This window comes from Streptomyces sp. NPDC102270 (assembly GCF_044766405.1).
GTDB lineage: Bacteria > Actinomycetota > Actinomycetes > Streptomycetales > Streptomycetaceae > Streptomyces.
This window is the reverse complement of the sequence record NZ_JBIWLX010000014.1, coordinates 239,333-263,426: the sequence shown is the minus strand read 5'-3', so window position 1 is coordinate 263,426 and position 24,094 is coordinate 239,333. Positions and strand designations below refer to the sequence as shown.

Here is a 24,094-nt window from a genome sequence, read left to right as displayed (position 1 = left end):
CCGTGCCCCACGAGCGAGGAACGAGGGAGGTGTCGACCGATGACTGTCTTTGCGACGAGCGCTGCCCGCATCCAGATCATCAAGTCCACCTCCGTGGCCGTCGGCTGACACCAACTCCTCGTGCCGGGGCCACCCTTGTGAAGGGTCTCCCTTGACTTCCAGCTCCACTTCTCACGCTTTCTCCGCTCTCGCTCCCTACGGCTGGGACGAGGCATGGGCGGACCTGTTCGCCCCCTACGAGCCCGAGGGGCTCCTGCCCGGACGTGTGGTCCGGGTCGACCGCGGGCAGTGCGACCTCGTCACCGCCGACGGGATGCTGCGGGCCGACACCGCCTTCGTCACCCCGCCCGACCCGATGCGGGTCCTGTGCACCGGCGACTGGGCCGTCGTCGAGCCCGCGGGCAACCCCCGCTACGTACGGACCTATCTGCCACGCCGTACCGCATTCGTACGCTCCACCTCCTCCAAGCGGTCCGAGGGGCAGATCCTCGCGGCCAACGTCGACCACGCGATCGTCGCCGTGTCGCTCGCCGTCGAACTCGACCTCGGCCGCATCGAACGCTTCCTGGCCCTGGCCTGGGAGTCCGGTGCCCAACCGGTGGTCGTGCTCACCAAGGCCGACCTCGTGCCGGACGTGGCGACGCTCTCGCATCTCGTACAGGACGTGGAGACGACGGCTCCGGGCGTTCCGGTGCTGACCGTCAGCGCACTGGACGGGGAGGGGCTCGACGTACTCGTCGCGGTCGTCTCCGGCGGTACGACCGTGCTGCTCGGGCAGTCCGGCGCCGGAAAGTCGACGCTGGCGAACGTCCTCATCGGCGAGGACGTGATGGCGGTGCAGGCCGCGCGGGACGCGGACGGGAAGGGGCGCCACACGACCACGACCCGTAACCTCCTCGCCCTGCCCGGCGGGGGTGTGCTGATCGACACGCCCGGCCTCAGGGGAGTCGGCCTGTGGGACGCCGAGACCGGTGTCGGACAGGTCTTCGCCGAGATCGAGGCGCTGGCCGGGCGGTGCCGCTTCCACGACTGCGCGCACGAGAGCGAGCCCGGGTGCGCGGTGCTGGCCGCGATCGACTCCGGTGAGCTGCCGGAGCGGCGGCTGGAGAGTTACCGGAAGCTGATCCGGGAGAACCAGCGGATCGTCGCGAAGACGGATGCGCGACTCCGTGCCGAGATCCGGAAGGACTGGAAGAAGCGGGGAGCGCAGGGGAAGGCGGCGATGGAGGCGAAGCGGGGGCGCTGGGCGTAAGGGTCGGTGGGGGCTGGTCGCGGCCCTGAGTGGGTGCAGTCACCGTCTGTCTGGCTGCACCCACGCGACTTCCCCGTCACCGTGTCCGATTTCCGCCAGCAGCATCCCCCTGCACGGCGGAGACTGGATGGCGTGATGGACGAAGACACCAGGTACGAAGCCGTACGCAGCCGGGACGCCCGGTTCGACGGGGAGTTCTTCTTCGCCGTCGAGACGACCGGCATCTACTGCCGGCCCAGCTGTCCCGCGGTGACCCCGAAGCGTCACAACGTCCGCTTCTACGCCACGGCCGCCGCCGCCCAGGGATCCGGCTTCCGGGCCTGCCGGCGGTGCCGCCCGGACGCGGTGCCGGGATCCGCGGACTGGAACGTCCGGGCGGACGTGGTGGGCCGGGCGATGCGCCTGATCGGCGACGGTGTCGTCGACCGGGAGGGCGTCGCCGGGCTCGCCGACCGCCTCGGCTACAGCGCACGCCAGGTCCAGCGCCAGCTCACCGCCGAACTGGGTGCGGGACCCGTCGCCCTGGCCCGCGCCCAGCGCGCCCACACGGCGCGCGTCCTGCTCCAGACCACCGGCCTGCCCGTCACGGAGATCGCGTTCGCGTCGGGCTTCGCCAGCGTGCGGCAGTTCAACGACACGGTCCGCGAGATCTACGCCTCGACCCCCAGCGCCCTGCGGGCCGCAGGCCGGACCACCCGCCGCACGGCCACGCCGACAGCGGGCATTCCGCTACGCCTGGCCCACCGCGGCCCCTACCGGTCCGGCGCCGTCTTCGACCTGCTGGAGAGCGAGGCCGTACCCGGTGTCGAGGAGGTGAGCGGGGCACCCGGACGGCGCACCTACCGCCGTACCCTCCGCCTCCCGCACGGCACCGGCATCGTCGCCGTCCACGAACGCCCCGGCACCACCAGGACCACCTCCGGCGCCCACCCCGGCGGCTGGCTCGACGCCCAGCTGCACCTCACCGACCCCCGCGACCTGACCACCGCCGTCGGACGGCTGCGGCGGCTCTTCGACCTCGACGCCGATCCCTACGCCGTCGACGAGCGGCTCGGCGCGGACCCCCGGCTCGCTCCCCTGGTCGCCGCCCGCCCCGGACTCCGGTCGCCCGGCGCCGCCGACCCCGAGGAGTCCGCCGTACGGGCACTGGTGGGCCGGAGGGAAGCCGAACGGCTCGTCCAGCGGTACGGCAAGACCCTGGACGCGCCCTGCGGCGGCCTCACCCACCTCTTCCCCGAACCCGCGGCCCTCTCCGAGGCGGCCGGCCCCCTGGGCATGCTCGCCACCGCCCTCGCCGACGGCGCCGTACGACTCGATCCGGGCGCCGACCGCGACGAGGCGCAGCACGCGCTGCTCGCCCTGCCCGGCCTGGACGCCCGTACCGTCGCCGTCATCCGCAGCCGTGCCCTCGGCGATCCCGACGTCGCCCCACCCGGCCCCGAAGCCCCCGACACCTGGCGCCCCTGGCGCTCCTACGCCTGGCAACACCTGCGCACCGCAGGAGAGTTGGAGTAATCATGGCCATCCTCTGGACCCGTCTCGACAGCCCCGTCGGCACCCTGCTCCTCACCGCCGACGAGACCGGCGCGCTGACCTCGCTGTCGGTCCCCGGGCAGAAGAAGGGCCGTACCGTCCAGGAGGGCTGGGTCCACGACCCCGGTCCCTTCCGGGTCGCCGAGGAACAGCTCGCCGCCTACTTCGCCGGTGAACTCAAGGAGTTCCAGCTGGAGTTGCGGCCCGAAGGCACCGAGTTCCGGACCCGCGTCTGGGACGCCCTCGACGACGTTCCGTACGGCGCGACCACGACGTACGGCGAGATCGCCGCCCGCGTCGGTGTCTCCCGTGTCGCCGTCCGGGCCGTGGGCGGCGCGATCGGTGCGAACCCCCTGCTGATCCTCCGCCCGTGCCACCGGGTGATCGGCGCGAACGGCCTGCTCACCGGGTACGCGGGCGGCCTGGAGCGCAAGACGGCCCTGCTCACTCTCGAAGGCGCCCTCTAGGACTCCTCCAGCCCCCAGCTGTGGATGCGTCGCGGATGGATGCGGATCAGCTCCTCGCTGAAGTGCGGGCCCAAGTCATGGGGTCCCGTGAGGAGTTCCGCCTCCCCGCGGATGTCGATGCCACGCACCGTCCACGGCTTCAGACTGACGATGTCGTCGACGACCAGCGCGACCTTCGGGTTCTTCTGGAGGTTGCGCCACTTCTTGGTGCGGCCCATCGCGTAGCCGCCGATCAGGATGGTGCCGTCGTCCTGCGGGAAGAAGCCGACCGGGTTCGCCTGCGGCTGTCCCTGCGGGTCGACGGTGGCGAGCCGCCCCAGCCGCTGGGACCTCAGGTACGCGCGCTCGGCCTCGCTGAATTCGGTCATGGCAGCCAGCCAAACATGCCCGCGCCGCCCGCACATCGGAATCCCGTCCTGGGGCTGCCTAGGGCTGCCTGGGGCTGTCCGGGGCTGAGGTCCTAGGTCAACTGCCCCACAACACCGTCCCCAGCCACGCGCCCATGATCAGCAGACAGGTGAACAGTTCCGCCAGCACGCTGGAACCGCCCGAGCGCATCGCCGTGCGCAGGGCGGCCCTCGCCTCCCCGTGGCGGCCGAGGCGCAGGCGTTCCGAGACGTAGATGCCGCCCATGAATCCTGGGATCGCGCCGAGCACGGGGATCAGGAAGAAGCCGAGGAACGCACCCGCCCCCGCGTACACCCCCATCCGCGGCGTGGCCCCGCTCTCCCGCAGTCGGCGCGGCGGCAGCGACCAGCGCACCACCTGGGAGAGGAACAGGGCGACCGTGGCCCCCACCAGCACGCTCCAGGCGACCGGCTGGGGATCCTTCAGCGCCCACCACAGGACCGCGGCCCACACGAGCCAGGACCCCGGCACCCCGGGCACCAGAACCCCGACCAGGCCGAACAGCATGACCAGGCCCACCAGCAGGAGGTCCCACACTCCCATTAGTCCAGGGTGCAGGAGCGGAGCCGAAAGCGCAGGTCAGCGATGTTCGCCCGGGCCGCGCATCGGGGCCGGGTCGCTCCGGCGACCTCTTTGGCAACAGGAGTTCGACACCTCACTCGACACGCCGTTCGCCGGGCGCGGGGACGCTTGATTTTGCGGATGCCCCGTTTTCATACGGCCCACGCGGTGGACAATTGGGGGCATGAGCCAGCAGGGGGGAATGCCCACCGGTCACGAGGACGACTGGTGGAGGCAGCTGTACGACTCCACCGACGACACGGGCCCCACACCGGCCCCCGACACCCTGGACGACCGCTTCGCCTCGGCGTCGGGGACGGTACGGGACGGGGCCGGGGGCGAGGCCGACGAGGTAGGGGCCGGGGTCGGTGGGGAGGCTGCCGGGTCCGGTACCAGGGTCCCCGCGCCGCGCACAGGCCTCTCCGACGCGACGGCTCCCTCACCAGGCCGGCACCGACCCCCATGGGAACCGCCGCCACCCGACCCACCCGCGTCCTTCCCACCGGGTCTCAGGCCACCGGGCTTCGAGTCCACGGAGACACCTCCGCCCACCATGGTTCCGCCCTCACGCACCCCGACCGAGCCCCCGAGCCCCCCGACCACCCCACCGCGCCCTGCGGGCCGTGTCACGGACCCAGCCGACGGTGGTGCACCGCGCGGCGAAGGAGACTGGTGGGCTGCTCCCCCCGCCCCCGATCGCGACTCCGGCGCCGCCCGGGAGACCTCCGCAGTCACGCCACCTCGCAGCGGCCCCGGCTCCACCCAGGCCAACCCCACGCCCGAGCCCTCCGTTCACGGCCAGGACGTACCCGCCGCCGAGCCGCAGGCATCCCGCAGTGGCCCCGGCTCCACCCAGGCAAATCCCACGACCCCCACGCCCGAGCCCCCCGGTCACGGCCAGGACGTACCCGCCCCCGAGCCGCAGGCACCCCGCACCGCCACCCGCCTCGACCTCCCCACCCTCCCTCCCGCCCCCGTCGGCTTCGTCGGGTCCGGGCCGCCCACCTACGACGCCGAACCCACCGCCCTCCCGCCCGCGGACCCCGACGAACTCGACGACCTGGTGGCGGACACCGTGCTCGACGGGGCCAGGTACGGGGCCTGCACGCTGCGGGCGGTGTCCGTGCGAGGGGACTCGGCCAGGTTCCGGGGCGAGCCGCGCAGGGACTCCCTGCTCACCGCCCGCTTCGGCACCGGCGACCAGGCGCTGATCCTCGTCGCCATGGCGACCGGCGCCCGCGCCACCCCCGGTGCCCACCGCGCCGCCGCCGAGGCATGTCACTGGATCGGACGGGCCATAGGGCGCAGTCACGCCCGGCTCGCGCAGGACATCGGCGCCGCTCGCCGAGGGGACCTGAAGTCAGGGCTGCACCGGCTCACTGACCGCAGTCTCGGCAAGCTCCGCGCCAGCGCCGTGGAGCAGGGCATCGACCCGGAGGAGTACGCCGCCACCCTGCGCTGTCTGCTCCTGCCCGCCGACCCCGACTGCCGCATCCGGGTCTTCTTCGGCGTCGGCGCGGGCGGCCTCTTCCGCCTCCGTGACGGCGAGTGGCACGACATCGAACCCCGTATCACCGACGTCACCGGCGAACCGGTCGTCGGCTTCGGCTCGCCGCCCCCCGAGACCCCCGACGGCGACCGCCTCACCATGGACCTCGGCATCCCCACACCCCCGAGCCCCTACGAACCCGCCCCCGAGCCGCCCCGCGAAGCCTTCCGCTTCCGCGCTTCCGTCGCCCGCCCGGGTGACACCCTCCTGATGTGCACCGGCGGCCTCGCCGACCCCCTGCGCGGCGAGCCCGAACTGGGCGAGTACCTCACGGGACGGTGGTCAGGCCCCCCGCCCGGCCTCGCCGAGTTCCTCGCCGACTCCCAAGTCCGGGTCAAGGGATATGCCGACGACCGTACAGCCGCCGCTGTTTGGGAGGCGTGATCGCGGCCATTGTGGATTGATGGACCCAAGGAAACCGAAGGGGTGCGTGGATCCATGGCCAAGCAGAACGTCGCCGAACAGTTCGTGGACATCCTCGTCAAGGCCGGGGTGAAACGCCTCTACGGCGTCGTCGGCGACAGCCTCAACCCCGTCGTGGACGCGGTCCGCCGCAACTCCGCCATCGACTGGGTCCACGTACGGCACGAGGAGACCGCCGCCTTCGCCGCGGGCGCCGAGGCACAGATCACCGGGAACCTGGCCGCGTGTGCCGGCTCCTGCGGACCCGGCAACCTGCACCTCATCAACGGCCTCTACGACGCCCACCGCTCCATGGCCCCGGTCCTCGCCCTCGCCTCGCACATCCCCTCCAGCGAGATCGGCCTCGGCTACTTCCAGGAGACCCATCCCGACCGCCTCTTCCAGGAGTGCAGTCACTACAGCGAGATGATCTCCAGCCCCCAGCAGATGCCGAGGCTGCTGCAGACCGCCATCCAGAACGCCGTCGGCCGCTCCGGCGTCAGCGTCGTCACCCTCCCCGGCGACATCGCCGACCAGCCCGCCCCCGACAAGGCCGCCGAGACCGCCCTCGTCACCTCCCGGCCCGGCGTCCGCCCCGGCGACACCGAGATCGACAAGCTCGTCGAGATGATCGACCAGGCCGACAGGATCACCCTGTTCTGCGGCAGCGGCACGGCGGGCGCGCACGCCGAGGTCATGGAGTTCGCGGAGAAGGTCAAGTCCCCCGTGGGCCACGCCCTCAGGGGCAAGGAGTGGATCCAGTACGACAACCCCTTCGACGTCGGCATGAGCGGACTGCTCGGTTACGGCGCCGCCTACGAGGCCACCCACGAGTGCGACCTGCTGATCCTGCTCGGCACCGACTTCCCGTACAACGCCTTTCTCCCCGACGACGTCAAGATCGCCCAAGTCGACGTGCGCCCCGAGCACTTGGGCCGCCGCTCCAAGCTCGACCTCGCCGTCTGGGGCGATGTGAAGGAGACCCTGCGGTGCCTCACGCCGCGGGTGAAGGAGAAGACGAACCGGCGCTTCCTCGACAAGATGCTCAAGAAGCACGCCGACGCGCTCGAAGGGGTCGTCAAGGCGTACACCCGCAAGGTCGACAAGCACGTCCCGATCCACCCCGAGTACGTGGCCTCCGTCCTGGACGAACTCGCCGACGACGACGCGGTGTTCACCGTCGACACCGGCATGTGCAATGTGTGGGCCGCCCGCTACATCTCGCCCAACGGCCGCCGCCGCGTGATCGGTTCGTTCTCGCACGGGTCCATGGCGAACGCGTTGCCCATGGCGATCGGGGCGCAGTTCACCGACCGGAAGCGACAGGTCGTGTCGATGTCCGGGGACGGCGGGTTCTCCATGCTGATGGGCGACTTCCTGACCCTCGTGCAGTACGACCTCCCCGTGAAGGTCGTCCTCTTCAACAACTCCTCGCTCGGCATGGTCGAGTTGGAGATGCTGGTCGCCGGGCTCCCCTCCCACGGCACCACCAACAAGAACCCCGACTTCGCGGCCGTGGCCCGGGCCTGCGGTGCCCACGGAGTGCGCGTCGAGAATCCCAAGGACCTCGCGGGGGCACTGAAGTCGGCGTTCAAGCACAAGGGGCCGGCCCTCGTCGACATCGTCACCGACCCCAACGCCCTCTCCATCCCGCCGAAGATCAGCAAGGAGATGGTCACCGGCTTCGCGCTGTCCGCCTCCAAGATCGTCCTCGACGGCGGAGTCGGCCGCATGCTCCAGATGGCCCGCTCCAACCTCCGCAACGTGCCCCGGCCCTGAGGGGCCCCATGGGTGCGAGACTGGCGCATGCCAGACATCGCCTTCACCGAGGTCGCGCCCGTCGTCCCGGTCCGCAACCTCGACGCGGCCCTGGAGCGATACCGCCGACTGGGCTTTGCCGCGCGTGCCTACGACGGTCCGGAGCGGTACGGGTACGTCGAGCGGGGTGCGGTCTCGATGCACGTGACCGAGTGGTCCGAGCACGACCCGCTGCGCACCGGAGCCGTCGTCTACCTGTACGTGAGTGACGCCGACGCCGTCCATGCCGAGTGGACGGCGTCCGGCGTCGAGGGCCGCTTCGTCGAGCCGGCCGACACGCCTTACGGGCTACGGGAGTTCGCCTATGTGGACCCCGACGGCACGGCTCACCGGGTGGGGTCGGCGCTCGGCTCCTAGCTGCCGGAGGGCACCCAGGCCCGCTCGCCCGCGGCGTTCGTGCCGTACCAGAGACGGGTCAGGCCCTTGATGCTGGTCGTGCGGAACGGGCGGCCGTGGTCGTCGATGCGGACCGTGCCGGTGCGGCCCTGCGAGGACCAGTCGAGTTCGAGGTACCAGTTGCAGTCGTACGTCTGCGTCGTCGCGGAGACCAGCAGCACCTCCGGGTCCGTGGCGGAGACCCGGTAGGGGAACTGCACCGCGGGGACGGTCTGCCCGGTGTCGTTGCCGGCGACCGCGTGGGCGACGGGACGGTCGATGTCCAGGTTCACGTCGAAGCCGCGCGGGGTGATCCCGCCGCCGCAGCCCTGGTCCATGGCGTACGCGGTACCGGGTGCCGGGGAGCTGCGGCCGGTGATCCGGACGCGGAGTGCCTCCAGGACGACGGCCGTGGACGAGCGTCCCTGCACGGAGATCTGCACCTTCGTCTCCCGCCCGTGGATCGCGCCCTGCGTCGCCGCCCAGATCCCGGCGTCCTGCACCAGCGGGGGCGGGGGAACCTGGGAGGGCGGCTTGTCGATGACGTAGTCGTGACCGCAGCTTCCCTCCCAGATCTGGGAGTTCGCGCTCCAGGTCAGGGGAGTGCCGGTGGCGGCCCCCTGCTGCTCGGACTTGCCGGTGCCCTTCGAGACGGTGCCGCCGCCCGCCGCCGACGGGGAGGGGCTGTTCCGGGTGCCCACGGGCGACGGGGATCCGGAGGTCGCGGAGGGGCTCGGCGACTTGGACGGGGAGCGGCCGGGCATGCCCGACGCCGTCGTGCGGGACGACGGGTCCGGGGCCTGGGCCACCTCGTCCGACGGGGAACGCTTCGAGGGCAGCGCCGACAGGCTGCCCAGCGTGGCGAGCAGCACCACCGAGGCGGCCACGGCCACGGCGACTCGCCGACGCCGGTACCAGGGGCGACGCGGAGCGGCCCCGCGCCCCGCGACCAGGGCACCTGTCTCACCCGCCGCGCCTACGTCCGCCACGTGGCCGTCTGCCACGCCCGCCGCGTCGCCGTCGCTCACTGCCGCCGCCGCTGCGGTCGCCGTGCTCGCCTGGCCGACCGTTTCTGTGGCGCCGCCATCTGCCGCGGGCGCCACATCGGCCGTCGCTGTCGCACCGCCCGTCCCCCTTGCCCCGTCTTCCGCCCCGTCTTCCGCCCCGGCCTCCGCCTCCGGCTGATCCGGCGCCTCCGCGGTCTCGCCCGCCCGCGGCCGCTGTCGCGCCGCCACCGCCGACAGCCACAGCCGGTGCAGATCCATCCGCTCCTCGGCCGACGCCCCGCACAGCGCGGCGAACCGCTCCGCCGGTGCGAAGTCGACCGGTACGGCGTCACCCGCGCAGTACCGGTGCAGCGTCGAGGTGTTCATGTTCAGCCGCCGGGCCAGCGAACCGTAGCTGCGGTCCGTGCGCTCCTTCAGCCGCCGCAGCAGGGCCGCGAACTCCTGGACATCGTCCTGTGGTTCCGGTGCCGACAACGATTCCCCCTTGATCCCGCATCCCAGGCACTCCATATACCTGCACGTCAGACGGCATGGGATGGTTCCATGCCGACCGATCCCGTGTCCCGTGTTGCATCCGCCCCCTGGGACCGCTGATGCTCTTGGTGTCACCCCGACCGGGCCGGACCGACCATCCGGCGTCGTGGTGGCATCCCACATCCATGTACGTATCTCACGGGGGACACTCATGCCCAAGCGCAGTCGAGCAGGCGCGCTCACCGTACTCTCTCTCACCGGCCTCACGCTCGGCGTCACCTTCGCCGTGCAGGCCGCAGCCGCGCCGGCCGCGCCCGGGTTCCTCTCGGCCGCCGACCTCCCGCCGCACCCCTCGTCCGCCTGGACGGCGGGCAAGGTGACCGACGGTGTACCGGACGAACTGCTGCTCTGCCTGAAGGACGCGCTGCCGGGCTACGACTCCCGGTACCGCGACTTCCGCACCGACCTGGACACCAGCGCCCGCCAGCTGACGATCGAGGTCGGCACCAAGGCCAAGGCCGCGGCCCTCGCCGCCCGTATGAACAAGGAGATCCGCACCTGCGCGGACCGACTCGAACAGGGCGACCCGGACCTCGAGGCGACGTACAAGGACTACGGCAAGGTCGCGGTCGAGGAGGGCGCCCGGGTGCACGGTCTGCACACGGAGCACTCGTACGGCGCCACCGACATCCACCTGCTGTCGGTCGGCCGGGACGACCGGACCGTCACCGTCGTGGAGTGGTCCCAGATGGGCGACTTCGCCGACGCCCCGGTGAAGGCCTTCAAGAAGACGACCGCCACCGCGGTGAACAAGCTCCACTGAGCAGCGGGGCCGCCCTCCCGCACGGGGGTCGGGCGGGCGGCCCCGCACCCACCACATCACCGGCACACAGGAACCAGAAAGAAAACGGGGAACACACATGAACACGACCAAGGCGACCCGCCGCACCACCCTGGCCCTCGGCCTCGCCCTGGCCCTCGGCCTCGGCGTCACCGCCCAGGCCTCCGCCGGAGCACCGCGCAGCGTCAGCGGGAAGCCCTCCGACAACATCACCCGCATCGCCGACTTCTACGGTGCCTACATCGACGCGGTGACCGACGAGGGCAGCGGCGACCTCCGGGACGCCCTCCGCGCCCACTACCTCACGCCCGCCTTCCAGAAGGAGCTGAACGCCTGGGAGGAGAAGGAGCACGCCGACGGCGTCCTGCGCGCCCAGAACGTGCCCCTCGCGTGGAAGGTCACCGACAACGGCACCAACGCGACCCGCACCGAGGCCGTGGTCACCCTCACCTGGAGCGCGGGCCAGACCAGCACCCTCGTGGTCGACATGACCCGCGGCAGCCACAAGATCCTCCACATCGGCGCCAAGGGACTCGGCAGCAAGTAGCGGCGGATTCAGGCCAGTTTCCCGGCTGCCCCAGCTCTTCGCCGGGTACGTCGAGGTCGGCAGCGCCGGGTCGGCAGATCGGCCCATGCCGGGCGGCCTCGGAGACCGCCCGAGGGCACACGAACACCGGCTCACCCCCGCTCGCCGGCCCCGCTCGTCGGGTGCCGGTGGCGGGGGCGCACGCCGTTCGAGGGGCGCGCGGGCCGTCGTACGGCAGGCTCTTCACCGGGAGGCCGGATCGGGTGCGTGGGCGTCCGGGGCCGGTCCCCGACCAGCAGCCAAGGCCCGCCCATCTGCTCAGACCCCCGGCACCATCCCGCGACCAGGTACTTTCCCGCACCTCCCGCTCGTGAAGGGCTCGCGCGCCGCCCGGGGCGTCCGGCGGGCGGCCCGTACGGCCCGCCGCGGGGCGCGCACGCACATCGCAACCGCGCCGTCGTGCGCGGCGGCTCGCGGAACGCGGTCAGGGATTCTTCCGCCCGTGCGGCACGGCCGTGGTCGCCACCGCAAACGTGGCCGAACACCTGGTCGTTGACGATTCGACATGACTGGCGCCTGAACTATGGGGCATGGATCCCCGTGAACGTGTTCGAGCAGGAGGGAAACCGACATCGGCACGCGGGCGGGGGTCATGAAGAGGCAGGCACGAGGAGGCGGTCCCACGGCAGCAGGGGCCTTCTCGGTACAGACAGTGGAGGAGAAGGCCGGCAGCGCCCGGGAGCAGGCGCAGTCGCCGCAGCTCCGGCGCAGACTGGAGCGGGCGGACCTGGGGGCCGTACCAGAGACACGAAGGGCCTTGCGCGAGTTGTTACGACACTGGGGGAGGCCCGGGCGATCCGAGATAGCCGAACTGCTCACCAGCGAACTCGTCACCAACGCACTCGTGCACACGGACCGCGACGCGGTCGTCACCGCCACGGTCGGACCGCGGGCCCTGAGGGTGGAGGTGCGGGACTTCGTGGCCCGCATACCCCGGGTGCGCGTACCGAACACCGACGACGGTACGCACGGCAGGGGCCTGGCCCTGGTGCAGTCCCTCGCGGACGCCTGGGGCGTACGGGCACACGGCGTGGGCAAGTCCGTCTGGTTCGAACTCGACGCCGGAGCGGCGTGAACGACGGGGAGGGGGCGTGACCGACACGGTCACGCCCCCTCCCCATGTGCTGCTTCGGCCTCCTGGCCGCCTAGCCGAACTGCTGCTCAAGGTCCTTGAGTTTGCGCTCCAGCGAGTCGAGACGCGGGAGGGCCATTGTGTCGTCCTCCGCGGTGAGGTCGACGGAGTGCGACTCGGACGCGCCGCGGACGGGCTGGAGTGAGGGACGCTGCCGTACGGGCAGCGGCTCCGGGTTGGGTATCGCGGGCTCCGCGGAGGCACGCTCCAGGGCGGCCTGCGGCTGCTGCTCCAACTGGCGCCCGCCGCCCCGGCCGACGAAGCCGCGGTGACCCCGGCTGATCGCCTTGAGCTGGGCTCGCTCCACGCGCTGCTCGCCGCGTCGACGCAGTCGGGCCGCTTCCTTCTCACGCTGGTCCTCGCGGACCTCGTCGACCGCCTCGTCGAGGCTGCGCACGTTCTCCAGCAGCATCAGCGACCAGGCCTTGTACGTCTCGCGCGGCGCCCTCACCCAGCGGACGATACGGATCTGGGGCAGCGGACGCGGCACCAGACCCTGCTCGCGCAGCGCGGCCTTGCGGGTCTGCTTCAGCGCGCGGTCGAAGAGGACGGCGGCCGACAGGGACATGCCGGAGAAGAACTGCGGCGCGCCGTCGTGGCCGAACCCCCTGGGCGCGTGGACCCAGTTGAACCAGGCCGCGGCGCCCGCGAACGTCCACACCAGTATCCGGGAGCCGAGGGCCGCGTCACCGTGGCTGGCCTCGCGCACCGCGAGCACGGAGCAGAACATCGCCGCGCCGTCCAGGCCGAACGGCACGAGGTATTCCCAGCCGCCGGTGAGGCCGAGGTTCTGCTGGCCGAAGCCCACCAGACCGTGGAAGGAGAGGGCGGCGGCAACCGCCGCACAGCAGAACAGGAGGACATAGGAGGCGGTGCCGTATATGGCTTCCTTGCGCCTGCGGCGCTCCTCGCTTCGCTCCCACGAGTCGTCTTTCGCGTGCTCCCCGCCGGACCGCTTGCTCCGCGCGAGCACCGCCACCGCAGCCAGCATGCCCAGGAGCAGTACGGCGCCCGGAAGCAACCAGTTCAGCGATATGTCGGTCAGTCTCATCTGGGGTCCCTTGCATTGGGATAGGGCGTAACGCCCGCCATAGTGGCCCAATCCCAACGGCCCTCAGGCGTTTTCGGGGCAAGAGGCCGCCAAGGAAGTGCAAGGGGTTGCCCAGGGCGACGTTCTGCTCGAACTGCCGCGTGAGGGGCGGGAGTTGAGTTCGAATAAGACTACCCGTACGGGTGGTTCCTCGGAAAGTTCCTGCGCCTAGTGAGGAAATTGTGAATTGCCTGTAACCGAACGGGCGTCCCAGTCGGCGTTGATCTTACGGGACGGGAGGAGGGGGGTCTCGGGCGGGGTCCCCTGAGGGTGCCTCAACTTGCTGCGACCGCCGTCAGCTTGGCGATCCGGGCCGTGTCGCAGGTGCGCGGACACGTGGCGCAGGTGTCGTCCGGGTCGAGGGTGTAGTACATACAGCAGGTCACCCGGTCCCGGGTGCGCAGGGGGCCGCCGTCCGGGCCGACCAGGGCGCGGAAGGCCGGGGAGCCGGCGTACGGCTTCGTCGTCCCGGGCAGCAGGAGCTCCAGGGCGTGCTCGGCCCGGCGCTTCTCGTGCTCGCCGAGGAGCGCGGCGACGTACCAGATCCCCTCGACGATCTCGTCGGTCACCAGGCCCCACAGGGCCCTGCCGCGGCGGCGCATGCGCGGGCCGAAGGCGCTGAGGAGCGGCTCCATGTGCTCGGCGATCGCGTCCCGCAGCTCGGCGCGCAGGGACTCCTCGTCGGGGACCGGGTACGCGCCGGGGAGCGTTGCCGCCGGGTCGTCGGGGAGGCAGGCGAAGGGGCCCGGATGGACCGCGAGGGACATGGGACCGCGGGTGCGGTCGTAGGAGACGTGGGTCAGGGGGTAGCGGGGGACCCGGCGGTGCAGGAACCACGGTGCGGTGAAGAGGAGGCAGGCCGGCCAGGCGTAGCGGTGCAGACCGAAGCCGGCGATCACGTCCGGGCGGCCCCTCTTGGCGTTGTCCCTGAGGATCTGCTCGTCGTCCTAGGCGAGGAAGGCGTCCAGGGCGGCCGCGTTCCCTGCCAGGGCGGCGGCGGTGACCCAGCCGTCGGTGGCCGGGAGGGGGGTGTCCTGGGGCAGCTCCGTGACCGTCAGCGCCGGGAGGGCCTCGGTCAGGCGGGCGTAGGCGGCTGTCACGGCGGTGGCGGAACGGGGGGTGGGCAGCGGTGTGGACATGGGGGGCCACCGATTCGCAGTCGTCCGTCCAGGTAAGTGAGGCTTACCTTACCAATGACTTCGGGATGTGAACCGGAGCGATCTGCGCTTAAGGTGCTTGACGCATGAGTAACAACCTGCCGTTAATGACCCCAAGTACCGACACGTCCGGAGGAGTGCCCGTGAAGCAGGCTGCGCAGAGCTCCTTCCGCGTGCCGTCGCAGATGCGGGCCTCCGACGCGGGCCGGGCTCGGGCCGAGGCGGGCACGGGTTCCGGTTCCGGGGCCCGGGGTGAGCACACCCACAGCGAGGTGCCGATTCCTCGGCCTGTCGTGCAACGGGCCTCTGTGCGGGGGCAGATCCTCGACGCCTTGCGTACGGCGCTGGTCGCGGGGGAGCTGCGGCCCGGTGCCGTGTACTCGGCGCCGGCGCTGGGCGAACGGTTCGGGGTGTCGGCGACGCCCGTGCGGGAGGCCATGCAGCAGCTCGCGCTGGAAGGGGCCGTCGAGGTCGTTCCCAACCGGGGGTTCCGGGTGGTCGAGCGGGGGGCCCGTGAACTGGCGGAGCTGGCCGAGGTGCGGGCGCTGATCGAGGTGCCGGTGGTGTTGCGGCTGGCGCGGACTGTGCCGGTGGAGCGGTGGGCGGAGTTGCGGCCGGTGGCGGAGGCGACCGTGCGGGCCGCGTCGTCGGGGTGCCCGGCGACGTATGCGGAGGCCGACCGGGGGTTTCACCGTGCGGTGCTTCTGCTGTCGGGCAACGAGCAACTGGTGCAGATCTCGGAGGACTTGCACCGGCGGTCGCAGTGGCCGCTGGTGGGCGGGGCCGCTGCGCGGGGCCGGGCGGATCTGATCGCGGACGCGGCGGAGCATACGGCGCTGCTGGATGCGTTGATCGCGCGGGATCTGGATGTGGTGCGGGGGTTGGTGGGCGGGCATTTCGCCGGGGGTGCGTGAGGGCGGCTGCGGGTGCGGGTTCGGGTTCGGTGGGGGCGGGCGTTTCTGCGCAGTTCCCCGCGCCCCTGGGGTGTCCGTCCTGGCGCAGATGCCTGCAACCCCTAGGGGCGCGGGGAACTGCGCGACCAGCCCCCACCGACCCGTACCCGCCCCGTCACCTCACGCCGTAGCCGCCGGTGGTGTCAGCTGTCGGGAGAGCCACGTGGGTACGCCGCCCAGCAAGCGGTACAACCGCCGGGCCTCCTCGCGCAGTCGGGAGGCCTCGGGTTCTGTTTCCGCGTCCGCCAGGGACGCGAGGGCCGGGGCCGTGCCCACGAGGTAGCCCAACTCCTCGCGGATGCGCAGCGATTCGGCGAAACCGTGCCGCGCCTCCGCCAACTCGCCCTCGCGCAGGGCAAGTCCGGCGAGGTGGCGCCAGGTGAAGGACAGGAGCAGGGAGTCGGACTGGGCCGTGGCGCCCGCGTGGGCGCGGCGGTAGGCGGCTCGGGCCGACTGGGGGGAGTGGGTCAGGTTCTCCGCCAGCAGACCCCGGCGGAAGTCCAGCAGCGCCCGCCCAGGAGCCCCCGGAGGGATCAGCGCCGCCGCGCGGCCCAGCGCCGCCCTCGCCTCGTCCGCGCGGTCGCGGACCCCGTGGAGCGTCGAGGCGTACGCAAGTTGCCCTCGTTCACAAGCGGCCGCGCCCCGTTCCTCGTCGCTGTGGGCCAGTGCCTCGGCGGTGCGCAGCGCGTCCTCCGCCTCGGGCCAGCCCTGCTCCGTGTACAGGCAGCGTTCCACCAGAAGTGCGGCTCTCTGCAGGGCCGCCGGTGCGGTGACCGGTTGAAGCAGGGCGGCCGCGTCGGCCCAGCAGGCCCGTGAGCGCAGCCGCCATACCGCGGTCTGGAGTGGATCGTCACCGGCGGTCGTTCCGTTACCAGACATGGCGGTATGCGCCACGTTGCCCTCCCCGAGCGCGCCGTCGAGCTTTGAGTGGTGGCGGCATCTCAGCACGAAACGACGGGCCCGGCCAAGGGGGTGGGTGAAGGAATTCACAAAGTCGTGGGAGTCGGGGGGCTCACAGGTTTCAGCTCATCCGCAGTGCCAGGAAGAAATCCAGCTTGTCCTCCAGGCGCGAGAGGTCGCGGCTCGTCAACTGCTCGATCCGTCCGACGCGGTAGCGCAGCGTGTTGACGTGCAGGTGGAGGCGGGTCGCGCAGCGGGTCCAGGAGCCGTCGCAGTCCAGGAAGGCCTCCAGGGTGGGGATCAACTCGGCCCGGTGGCGGCGGTCGTAGTCGCGGAGCGGGTCGAGGAGGCGGGCCGTGAAGGCGCGGCGTACGTCGTCGGGGACGAAGGGGAGCAGCAGGACGTGCGAGGCGAGTTCCTGGTGGCCTGCCGCGCAGACTCGGCCGGCGCGGGCCGCGGCCACCCGGCGGGCGTGGCGGGCCTCCTCCAGGGCGCCGCGCAGGCCCTCCGCCGAGTGGACCGACGCGCTGACGCCCAGGGTGACCCTGCCGTCGTCGTCCAGGCCGGCCGAGAGGGGGTCCCGGACCGACTCCAGGAGGGCGTCGGCCAGGATGCCCGTCTCCGAGCCGTCGTGTTCGGTCGAGACCGCGGGGAGGGGGACCAGCGCGATCGCCTCGTCGCCGGTGTGGGCCACCGCTATGCGGTCGGAGGGCTCGGGGCCGGTCGCCTGCGGGTCCACCAGGATCTCCTCCAGGAGGGACTGGGCCATGGCGCCGCCCTCAAGGTCGCCGTCCTGCCATTCGACCTTCGCCACCACGACCTGCCAGTGGGGGGCCGCTCCCAGGCCGGGGAGGAGTACCGGGGCGGCGACTCGCAGGCGTGCGGCGATCTCGGCCGGTGCCGCTCCCGTCTGGACCAGTTCCAGGACCTCCTGGGCCAGGCGGCGGCGGACCGTGCGGGCCGCGTCCCGGCGGTCCCGCTCGACGGAGATCAGCTGGGTGACGCCCTGGAGCAGGTCCAGGCGCTCCTCCGGCCAGTCGCCGGCGTCCGCCTCCACTGCCAGCAGCCAGTCGGACAGGACCGTCTCTCGTACGTCCCTGGAGGCATGGGAGGAGCGGCCGCTGCTGCGGACCGGGAAGAGGGAGTACGTCGACGAGCCGAGCGTGACTCTGTGGGGGCCCCGGCGGCCTGTGCGGGCAGCGGCCAGGTGTTCCGCCGCGAGCTTCGCGCAGGTGTCCGCGGGGAGGCCGGGGCCCGCCACCTTCGGGCCCGCGATCAGGCGGCCGGTGGGTGACAGGACCCAGGCGCGCAGGTCCAGGTCGGAGCCCAGGAGGTCGAGGACCACGTCGGGGCCGCCGCCCGCCGGGCCCGAGGTCATCATGCGGCGGTGGCGGTCCACCACGGCCGCCAGGTCGCCCGCGCGCTCGCCGGAGACCTGCCGTACGACATGCTCGGTGATCGTGGCGAAGGCCACCGACTCGTGCACCGCGAACAGCGGGAGGCGGTGCCGGGCGCAGGCGACGGCCAGGTCCTCCGGGACGGTGCCCAGTTCGGCCTCGCCGGCCGCCAGCGCGACCACGCCGGCCTGCACCAGGAGTCGTACGAAAGGCTCCGAGTCCGCGGCGTCCCGGCGCCAGGCGAGGCCCGTCAGGACCAGTTCCCCGCCCGAGAGGTAGCGGCTGGGGTCGCGCAGGTCCGTGGTCATCACACCGCGCACGGTGCGGTCCAGTTCGTCCTCGCCGCCGAGCAGCCGCAGGCCCAGCGCGTCGGTGTCCAGCAGTGCGCGCAGCCGCATTCTCGTCGCCGCCGTTCTTTGTCTCGAAATCTACGATGGAGGGAAGGGGCCGGTGGAGGGGGAGCGGCTTCTCGCCGTCTCCGAGGCTGTGTCCCAGGTCACGTGGGCTGTGTCGCACGTTTCCGCAGGAAAACCTAGAGGTTACCGAGGACCTCCGTTCATACGAATCTACAAGATGAGGGCCGCGACCAGCCAACTCCTTCATGGTTTCCGTGACTGACCCCGTCGGAGTACACGGCTGTGTACTGGCTCCACTCCGCGTAAACAGCACATGAACGAGCCGGGCCCGCCGCACACGATCTGGCTCGATCCGTACGATCACGAGACGAAGAAGAGAGCCGGTCATGGACTTCCTTCGCCCCGCCAGCTGGGAGGAGGCGCTCGCCGCAAAGGCCGAGCACCCCACCGCTGTGCCCATCGCGGGCGGCACCGACGTGATGGTCGAGATCAACTTCGACCATCGGCGGCCCGAGTACCTGCTCGACCTGAACCGCATCTCCGACCTCACCGAGTGGGAGGTCGGCGAGGACACCGTGCGGCTCGGTGCCTCCGTGCCGTACACCCGCATCATGGAGCACCTGCGAGGCGAGCTCCCGGGCCTGGCCCTCGCCTCGCACACCGTGGCCTCCCCGCAGATCCGCAACCGCGGCGGTGTCGGCGGCAACCTCGGCACCGCCTCCCCGGCCGGTGACGCCCACCCCGCCCTCCTCGCGGCCGGCGCCGAGGTCGAGGTCGAGTCGGTCCGGGGGTCCCGGCTCATCCCGATCGACGACTTCTACACCGGCGTGAAGCGCAACGCTCTGGCGGCCGACGAGCTCATTCGCGCCGTGCACATCAAGAAGGCCGACGGGCCCCAGCAGTTCAGCAAGGTGGGGACGAGGAACGCCATGGTCATCGCCGTGTGCGCGTTCGGGCTCGCCCTGCATCCCGCGACGCGGACCGTGCGGACGGGGATCGGTTCGGCCGCTCCCACACCCGTTCGGGCCAAGGCCGCCGAGGAGTTCTTGAACGCGGCTCTCGAGGACGGCGGGTTCTGGGACAACGGCAAGATCATCACCCCTTCGGTCGCCAAGCAGTTCGCGGACCTGTGCGCCGCCTCCTGCAGCCCGATCGACGACGTCCGGGGCACGGCGAGCTACCGCCGCCACGCGGTCGGCATCATGGCCCGCCGCACGCTGACCTGGACCTGGGAGTCGTACCGCGGCCCCGCCGCCACCACGGAGGGAGCTGCGTAATGCGCGTCAACTTCACTGTCAACGGACGTCCCCAGGAAGCCGACGACGTGTGGGAGGGCGAGTCCCTGCTGTACGTGCTGCGCGAGCGGCTCGGGCTTCCCGGTTCCAAGAACGCCTGCGAGCAGGGTGAGTGCGGGTCCTGCACGGTCCGGCTGGACGGCGTCCCGGTGTGCTCCTGTCTCGTCGCCGCCGGGCAGGTCGAGGGGCGCGAGGTCGTGACCGTCGAGGGGCTCGCGGACTACGCCAAGCAGCGTTCGTGCGGGCACCGGGCGCCGGCGGGGCAGGACTCCCACACCGGCGAGGGCACCGAACTCTCGCCCGTCCAGCAGGCGTTCATCGACGCCGGTGCCGTCCAGTGCGGGTTCTGCACGCCGGGGCTGCTGGTCGCCGCCGACGAGATGCTGGAGCGCAACCCGAACCCGAGCGACGCGGACATCCGCGAGGCGCTCTCGGGCAACCTCTGCCGCTGCACCGGCTACGAGAAGATCATGGACGCGGTCCGCCTCGCGGCCGCCCGGCAGGGAGAGGCGGTCTGACGTGTCCACTCCTAACGGCACCCCCACCAAGATCACCCAGGGTTCCCAGACCAAGGGCGGTATCGGCGAGTCCACGCTCCGCCCGGACGGGACCCTCAAGGTCACCGGCGAGTTCGCGTACTCGTCCGACATGTGGCACGAGGACATGCTCTGGGGGCAGATCCTGCGCTCGACCGTCGCGCACGCCGAGATCGTGTCCATCGACACGAGCGAGGCCCTGGCCCTGCCGGGCGTGTACGCCGTCATGACGTACGACGACCTGCCGACCGAGGTGAGGAACTACGGTCTGGAGATCCAGGACACCCCGGTCCTCGCCCACGGCAAGGTCCGCCACCACGGTGAGCCGGTCGCCATCGTCGCCGCCGACCACCCCGAGACGGCCCGCCGTGCCGCCGCGAAGATCAAGGTCGAGTACCGCGAGCTGCCCGTCATCACCGACGAGGCCTCCGCGACCGCCCCCGACGCGATCGTCGTCCACGAGAACCGCGACGACCACCACATCGGGCACGTCCCGCACCCCAACATCGTGCACCGGCAGCCGATCATCCGCGGTGATGTGCAAGAGGCCGCGAAGAAGGCCGACTTCGTCGTCAAGGGCGAGTACACCTTCGGCATGCAGGACCAGGCCTTCCTCGGCCCCGAGTCGGGTCTCGCCGTGCCGGACGAGGACGGTGGCGTCCACCTCTATGTCGCCACCCAGTGGCTCCACTCCGACCTGCGGCAGATCGCCCCCGTCCTCGGCCTGCCCGAGCGCAAGGTCCGCATGACGCTGTCCGGCGTCGGCGGGGCCTTCGGCGGCCGCGAGGACCTGTCGATGCAGATCCACGCCTGTCTGCTCGCGCTGCGCACCGGCAAGCCCGTCAAGATCGTCTACAACCGGTTCGAGTCCTTCTTCGGGCACGTCCACCGCCACCCGGCCAAGCTGTACTACGAGCACGGGGCCACGCGCGAGGGCAGGTTGACCCACGTCAAATGCCGGATCGTCCTCGACGGCGGCGCGTACGCCTCCGCCTCGCCGGCCGTCGTCGGCAACGCCTCCTCGCTCGGCATCGGTCCGTACGTCGTCGACGACGTCGACATCGAGGCCATCGCCCTCTACACCAACAACCCGCCCTGCGGCGCGATGCGCGGCTTCGGCGCCGTCCAGGCGTGCTTCGCCTACGAGGCGCAGATGGACAAGCTGGCCGACGAAGTGGGCATGGACCGGGTGGAGTTCCGGCAGCTGAACGCCATGGAGCAGGGCACGCTCATGCCGACCGGCCAGCCCGTCGACTCCCCGGCTCCCGTCGCCGAACTCCTGCGCCGCGTCAAGGCGATGCCGCTTCCTCCGGAGCAGCAGTGGCTCGCGGCCGGCGAGGAGGCCGACGTACGGCAGCTGCCGGGCGGTCTGTCCAACACCACCCACGGCGAAGGGGTCGTCCGCGGTATCGGCTACGCGGTCGGCATCAAGAACGTCGGCTTCTCCGAGGGCTTCGACGACTACTCCACGGCGAAGGTCCGCATGGAGGTCGTCGGCGGTGAGCCCGTCGCCACCGTGCACACCGCCATGGCGGAGGTCGGCCAGGGCGGGGTCACCGTCCACGCGCAGATCGCCCGCACCGAGCTCGGTGTCGCGCAGGTGACCATCCAGCCCGCGGACACACAGGTGGGCAGCGCCGGTTCGACGTCCGCGTCGCGCCAGACGTACGTCACCGGTGGCGCCGTCAAGAACTCCTGCGAGCTCGTCCGGGAGAAGGTCCTGGAACTCGGGCGCCGCAAGTTCGGTTCCTACCACCCCGCCTGGGCCACCGCCGAACTGCTCCTGGAGGGCGGCAAAGTCGTCACCGACGGCGGCGAGGTCCTCGCCGACCTGGCCGACGTGCTCGAAAGCGAGAGCGTCGAGGTCGAGGCGGAGTGGCGGCACCGGCCCACCGAGGCCTTCGACCTGCGCACCGGGCAGGGCTTCGGACACGTCCAGTACTCCTTCGCCGCCCACCGCGCGGTCGTCGAGGTCGACACCGAACTCGGGCTGGTCAAGGTGATCGAGCTGGCCTGCGCCCAGGACGTCGGCAAGGCGCTGAACCCGCTGTCGGTGATCGGCCAGATCCAGGGCGGTACGACCCAGGGCCTGGGCGTCGCGGTGATGGAGGAGATCATCGTCGACCCGAAGACGGCGAAGGTCAGGAACCCCTCCTTCACCGACTACCTGATCCCCACGATCCTCGACACGCCGACCATCCCCGTCGACGTGCTCGAACTCGCCGACGACCACGCGCCGTACGGGCTGCGCGGCATCGGCGAGGCACCCACCCTGTCCTCGACCCCGGCCGTGCTCGCGGCGATCCGCAACGCGACCGGGCTGGAGCTCAACAGGACACCGGTACGGCCGGAGCACCTGACCGGCACGTGATGAACCGGTGATTCCCCGGGGGCCTGGTCCCCCGGGGTCCCAACTGTCCGTCCTGGGCCGTCCCCCGGGTCGTGCACATCCCAAATCCCGTGCCCGACAAGGCGGTTGCACGGGTGTCCCTGTGAACCTTGGGAGACGGCACCATGACCCAGCAGTCCCTGGAACCCAGGACCACGGCCGACGACGCGGGAGAAGGCACCCGCGTCCCGGCCGGCAGGTCCTGGCTCGACCGGTACTTCCACATATCCCGGCGAGGATCCACGGTCGCGCGTGAACTGCGCGGCGGCGTCACCACCTTCATGGCGATGGCGTACATCCTCCTGCTCAATCCCCTGATCCTGTCCGGCAAGGACGCGGCCGGGGACACGCTCGGCCAGAAGGCACTCATCACCGCGACCGCGTTCGCGGCGGCCCTCACCACGCTGCTGATGGGCTTCTTCGGCAAGGTGCCCCTCGCCCTCGCCGCCGGCCTCTCCGTCTCCGGCGTGCTGTCCTCGCAGGTCGTGCCCGTGATGACCTGGCCGCAGGCCATGGGCATGTGCGTGATGTACGGCGTGGTCATCATGCTGCTGGTCGTCACCGGCCTGCGCGAGATGATCATGAACGCGATCCCGCTGGCCCTCAAGCACGCGATCACCATGGGCATCGGCCTGTTCGTCGCCCTCATCGGCTTCTACAAGGCCGGCTTCGTCCACCAGGGCAAAGCGACCCCGGTGACGCTCGGCCCCACGGGCGAACTCGCGGGCTGGCCAGTCCTGTTGTTCGCCCTCACCCTCCTCGCGATCTTCATGCTCCAGGCGCGAGGCGTGCCCGGCGCCATCCTGATCGGCATCCTCGGCGGGACCGTACTCGCCGTGATTCTCAACGCCACCGGTGCCGTCGCCCCGAAGCAGTGGGCGAGCGGCGCCCCCGAACTGCACGGCAGCGCGGTCTCCATGCCCGACTTCTCGATCTTCGGGAAGGTCGAGTTCGGCGGCTGGGGCGAGGTCGGCGCGATGACGGTCGGAATGATCGTGTTCACGCTGGTGCTCGCCGGGTTCTTCGACGCGATGGCCACCATCATCGGCGTCGGCACCGAGGCGAAACTGGCCGACGCGCAGGGCCGGATGCCGGGCCTGTCCAAGGCCCTGTTCATCGACGGCGCGGGCGGTGCGATCGGCGGTGTGGCCGGTGCCTCCGGCCAGACCGTGTTCGTCGAGTCGGCGACGGGAGTGGGCGAGGGCGCGCGTACCGGCCTGTCCTCCGTCGTCACCGGACTGTTCTTCGCGGCCTGCCTCTTCTTCACCCCGCTCACGGCGATCGTGCCCGGCGAGGTCGCGGCCGCCGCCCTCGTGGTGATCGGCGCCATGATGATGATGAACGCCCGCCATGTCGACTGGGCCGACCGCGCCACCGCGATCCCGGTCTTCCTGACCGTCGTGGTCATGCCGTTCACCTACTCGATCACGGCGGGCGTGGCCGCGGGCGTCATCTCCTACGTCGCGATCAAGGTCGCGCAGAGCAAGGCGCGGGAGATCGGCGCCTTCATGTGGGGACTGACGGTGATCTTCCTGGTGTACTACGCCCTCAACCCGATCGAGAGCTGGATGGGCGTGCACTAGCCGCTCGAACACCCCTGTAAGCAACCGCTGTGA

At 71.5% G+C, this 24,094-nt stretch carries 20 protein-coding genes and 1 pseudogene; 14 read left to right on the top strand and 7 right to left on the bottom strand.

Annotated features, from left to right (window positions below; genetic code table 11):
- Positions 1-151 precede the first annotated feature (151 nt).
- The 3 genes from rsgA to ACIRP7_RS29620 all read left to right on the top strand — a co-directional run bounded on the left by rsgA (position 152) and on the right by ACIRP7_RS29620 (position 3,252).
- The gene (rsgA, locus tag ACIRP7_RS29630) at positions 152-1,252 is read left to right on the top strand and encodes a ribosome small subunit-dependent GTPase A (protein WP_403665393.1); all 1,101 of its coding nucleotides are present in this window, start codon (positions 152-154) and stop codon (positions 1,250-1,252) included.
- 135 nt (positions 1,253-1,387) lie between these two features.
- Positions 1,388-2,767 carry a DNA-3-methyladenine glycosylase 2 family protein gene (locus ACIRP7_RS29625; protein WP_403665514.1) on the top strand — a complete coding sequence of 460 codons (1,380 nt, stop codon included), beginning with the start codon at positions 1,388-1,390 and terminating at the stop codon, positions 2,765-2,767.
- 2 nt (positions 2,768-2,769) lie between these two features.
- Complete coding sequence (locus tag ACIRP7_RS29620; protein ID WP_403665391.1) at positions 2,770-3,252, top strand: methylated-DNA--[protein]-cysteine S-methyltransferase; 483 nt, start codon at positions 2,770-2,772, stop codon at positions 3,250-3,252.
- On the opposite strand, the gene ACIRP7_RS29615 is transcribed toward ACIRP7_RS29620, so the two are convergent.
- Both ACIRP7_RS29615 and ACIRP7_RS29610 read right to left on the bottom strand, forming a co-directional pair.
- On the bottom strand, positions 3,249-3,620 hold the full coding sequence (locus ACIRP7_RS29615; RefSeq protein WP_352381721.1) for a PPOX class F420-dependent oxidoreductase: 372 nt from the start codon (positions 3,618-3,620) through the stop codon (positions 3,249-3,251). The genes ACIRP7_RS29620 and ACIRP7_RS29615 overlap by 4 nt on opposite strands.
- Positions 3,621-3,717: 97 nt before the next feature.
- Positions 3,718-4,203, bottom strand: a complete 486-nt coding sequence (locus ACIRP7_RS29610; RefSeq protein WP_403665389.1) for a DUF456 domain-containing protein — start codon at positions 4,201-4,203, stop codon at positions 3,718-3,720.
- Positions 4,204-4,405: 202 nt separating this feature from the next.
- On the opposite strand from ACIRP7_RS29610, the gene ACIRP7_RS29605 reads away from it, so the two are divergent.
- The 3 genes from ACIRP7_RS29605 to ACIRP7_RS29595 are packed head-to-tail and all read left to right on the top strand — an operon-like array spanning position 4,406 to position 8,347.
- Complete coding sequence (locus ACIRP7_RS29605) at positions 4,406-6,154, top strand: protein phosphatase 2C domain-containing protein (RefSeq protein ID WP_403665387.1); 1,749 nt, start codon at positions 4,406-4,408, stop codon at positions 6,152-6,154.
- Between the two features lie 54 nt (positions 6,155-6,208).
- Complete coding sequence (locus ACIRP7_RS29600; protein WP_403665385.1) at positions 6,209-7,951, top strand: pyruvate dehydrogenase; 1,743 nt, start codon at positions 6,209-6,211, stop codon at positions 7,949-7,951.
- A gap of 27 nt (positions 7,952-7,978) precedes the next feature.
- On the top strand, positions 7,979-8,347 hold the full coding sequence (locus tag ACIRP7_RS29595) for a bleomycin resistance protein (protein ID WP_403665383.1): 369 nt from the start codon (positions 7,979-7,981) through the stop codon (positions 8,345-8,347).
- Here the strand turns inward: ACIRP7_RS29595 and ACIRP7_RS29590 are convergent.
- Positions 8,344-9,846: a helix-turn-helix domain-containing protein gene (locus ACIRP7_RS29590; RefSeq protein ID WP_403665381.1), complete on the bottom strand. Its 1,503-nt coding sequence runs from the start codon at positions 9,844-9,846 to the stop codon at positions 8,344-8,346. The genes ACIRP7_RS29595 and ACIRP7_RS29590 overlap by 4 nt on opposite strands.
- A gap of 211 nt (positions 9,847-10,057) precedes the next feature.
- Here ACIRP7_RS29590 and ACIRP7_RS29585 point away from each other — a divergent pair, with 211 nt between their 5' ends.
- The 3 genes from ACIRP7_RS29585 (at position 10,058) to ACIRP7_RS29575 (ending at position 12,348) form a co-directional block, all read left to right on the top strand.
- Positions 10,058-10,669, top strand: a complete 612-nt coding sequence (locus ACIRP7_RS29585) for a hypothetical protein (RefSeq protein ID WP_403665380.1) — start codon at positions 10,058-10,060, stop codon at positions 10,667-10,669.
- A gap of 97 nt (positions 10,670-10,766) precedes the next feature.
- The gene (locus tag ACIRP7_RS29580; protein ID WP_352381707.1) at positions 10,767-11,234 is read left to right on the top strand and encodes a hypothetical protein; all 468 of its coding nucleotides are present in this window, start codon (positions 10,767-10,769) and stop codon (positions 11,232-11,234) included.
- 691 nt (positions 11,235-11,925) lie between these two features.
- Positions 11,926-12,348 carry an ATP-binding protein gene (locus ACIRP7_RS29575; RefSeq protein WP_403665379.1) on the top strand — a complete coding sequence of 141 codons (423 nt, stop codon included), beginning with the start codon at positions 11,926-11,928 and terminating at the stop codon, positions 12,346-12,348.
- A gap of 70 nt (positions 12,349-12,418) precedes the next feature.
- Here ACIRP7_RS29575 and ACIRP7_RS29570 read toward each other — a convergent pair whose 3' ends face one another.
- Complete coding sequence (locus tag ACIRP7_RS29570; RefSeq protein WP_403665377.1) at positions 12,419-13,456, bottom strand: DUF2637 domain-containing protein; 1,038 nt, start codon at positions 13,454-13,456, stop codon at positions 12,419-12,421.
- Positions 13,457-13,770: 314 nt separating this feature from the next.
- A pseudogene (locus ACIRP7_RS29565) lies at positions 13,771-14,634 on the bottom strand ((2Fe-2S)-binding protein).
- Between the two features lie 125 nt (positions 14,635-14,759).
- Here ACIRP7_RS29565 and ACIRP7_RS29560 point away from each other — a divergent pair.
- On the top strand, positions 14,760-15,566 hold the full coding sequence (locus tag ACIRP7_RS29560; RefSeq protein ID WP_403665512.1) for a GntR family transcriptional regulator: 807 nt from the start codon (positions 14,760-14,762) through the stop codon (positions 15,564-15,566).
- 159 nt (positions 15,567-15,725) lie between these two features.
- Here the strand turns inward: ACIRP7_RS29560 and ACIRP7_RS29555 are convergent, their stop codons facing one another.
- Positions 15,726-16,499, bottom strand: a complete 774-nt coding sequence (locus ACIRP7_RS29555; protein ID WP_352381697.1) for a hypothetical protein — start codon at positions 16,497-16,499, stop codon at positions 15,726-15,728.
- 127 nt (positions 16,500-16,626) lie between these two features.
- Positions 16,627-18,300: a PucR family transcriptional regulator gene (locus ACIRP7_RS29550; RefSeq protein ID WP_403665375.1), complete on the bottom strand. Its 1,674-nt coding sequence runs from the start codon at positions 18,298-18,300 to the stop codon at positions 16,627-16,629.
- A 344-nt stretch (positions 18,301-18,644) separates the two neighbouring features.
- Here ACIRP7_RS29550 and ACIRP7_RS29545 point away from each other — a divergent pair, with 344 nt between their 5' ends.
- From ACIRP7_RS29545 to ACIRP7_RS29530, 4 genes are all read left to right on the top strand, one after another.
- Positions 18,645-19,535 carry an FAD binding domain-containing protein gene (locus ACIRP7_RS29545; protein WP_403665373.1) on the top strand — a complete coding sequence of 297 codons (891 nt, stop codon included), beginning with the start codon at positions 18,645-18,647 and terminating at the stop codon, positions 19,533-19,535.
- A complete protein-coding gene (locus tag ACIRP7_RS29540; protein WP_355936559.1) occupies positions 19,535-20,071 on the top strand; it encodes a (2Fe-2S)-binding protein in 537 nt (178 codons plus the stop codon). The genes ACIRP7_RS29545 and ACIRP7_RS29540 overlap by 1 nt, the downstream gene beginning before the upstream one ends.
- A 1-nt stretch (position 20,072) precedes the next feature.
- Positions 20,073-22,460, top strand: coding sequence for a xanthine dehydrogenase family protein molybdopterin-binding subunit (locus ACIRP7_RS29535; RefSeq protein ID WP_403665371.1), 2,388 nt, complete (start codon positions 20,073-20,075; stop codon positions 22,458-22,460).
- A 143-nt stretch (positions 22,461-22,603) separates the two neighbouring features.
- Positions 22,604-24,061: an NCS2 family permease gene (locus ACIRP7_RS29530; protein ID WP_403665369.1), complete on the top strand. Its 1,458-nt coding sequence runs from the start codon at positions 22,604-22,606 to the stop codon at positions 24,059-24,061.
- Positions 24,062-24,094: the final 33 nt, after the last annotated feature.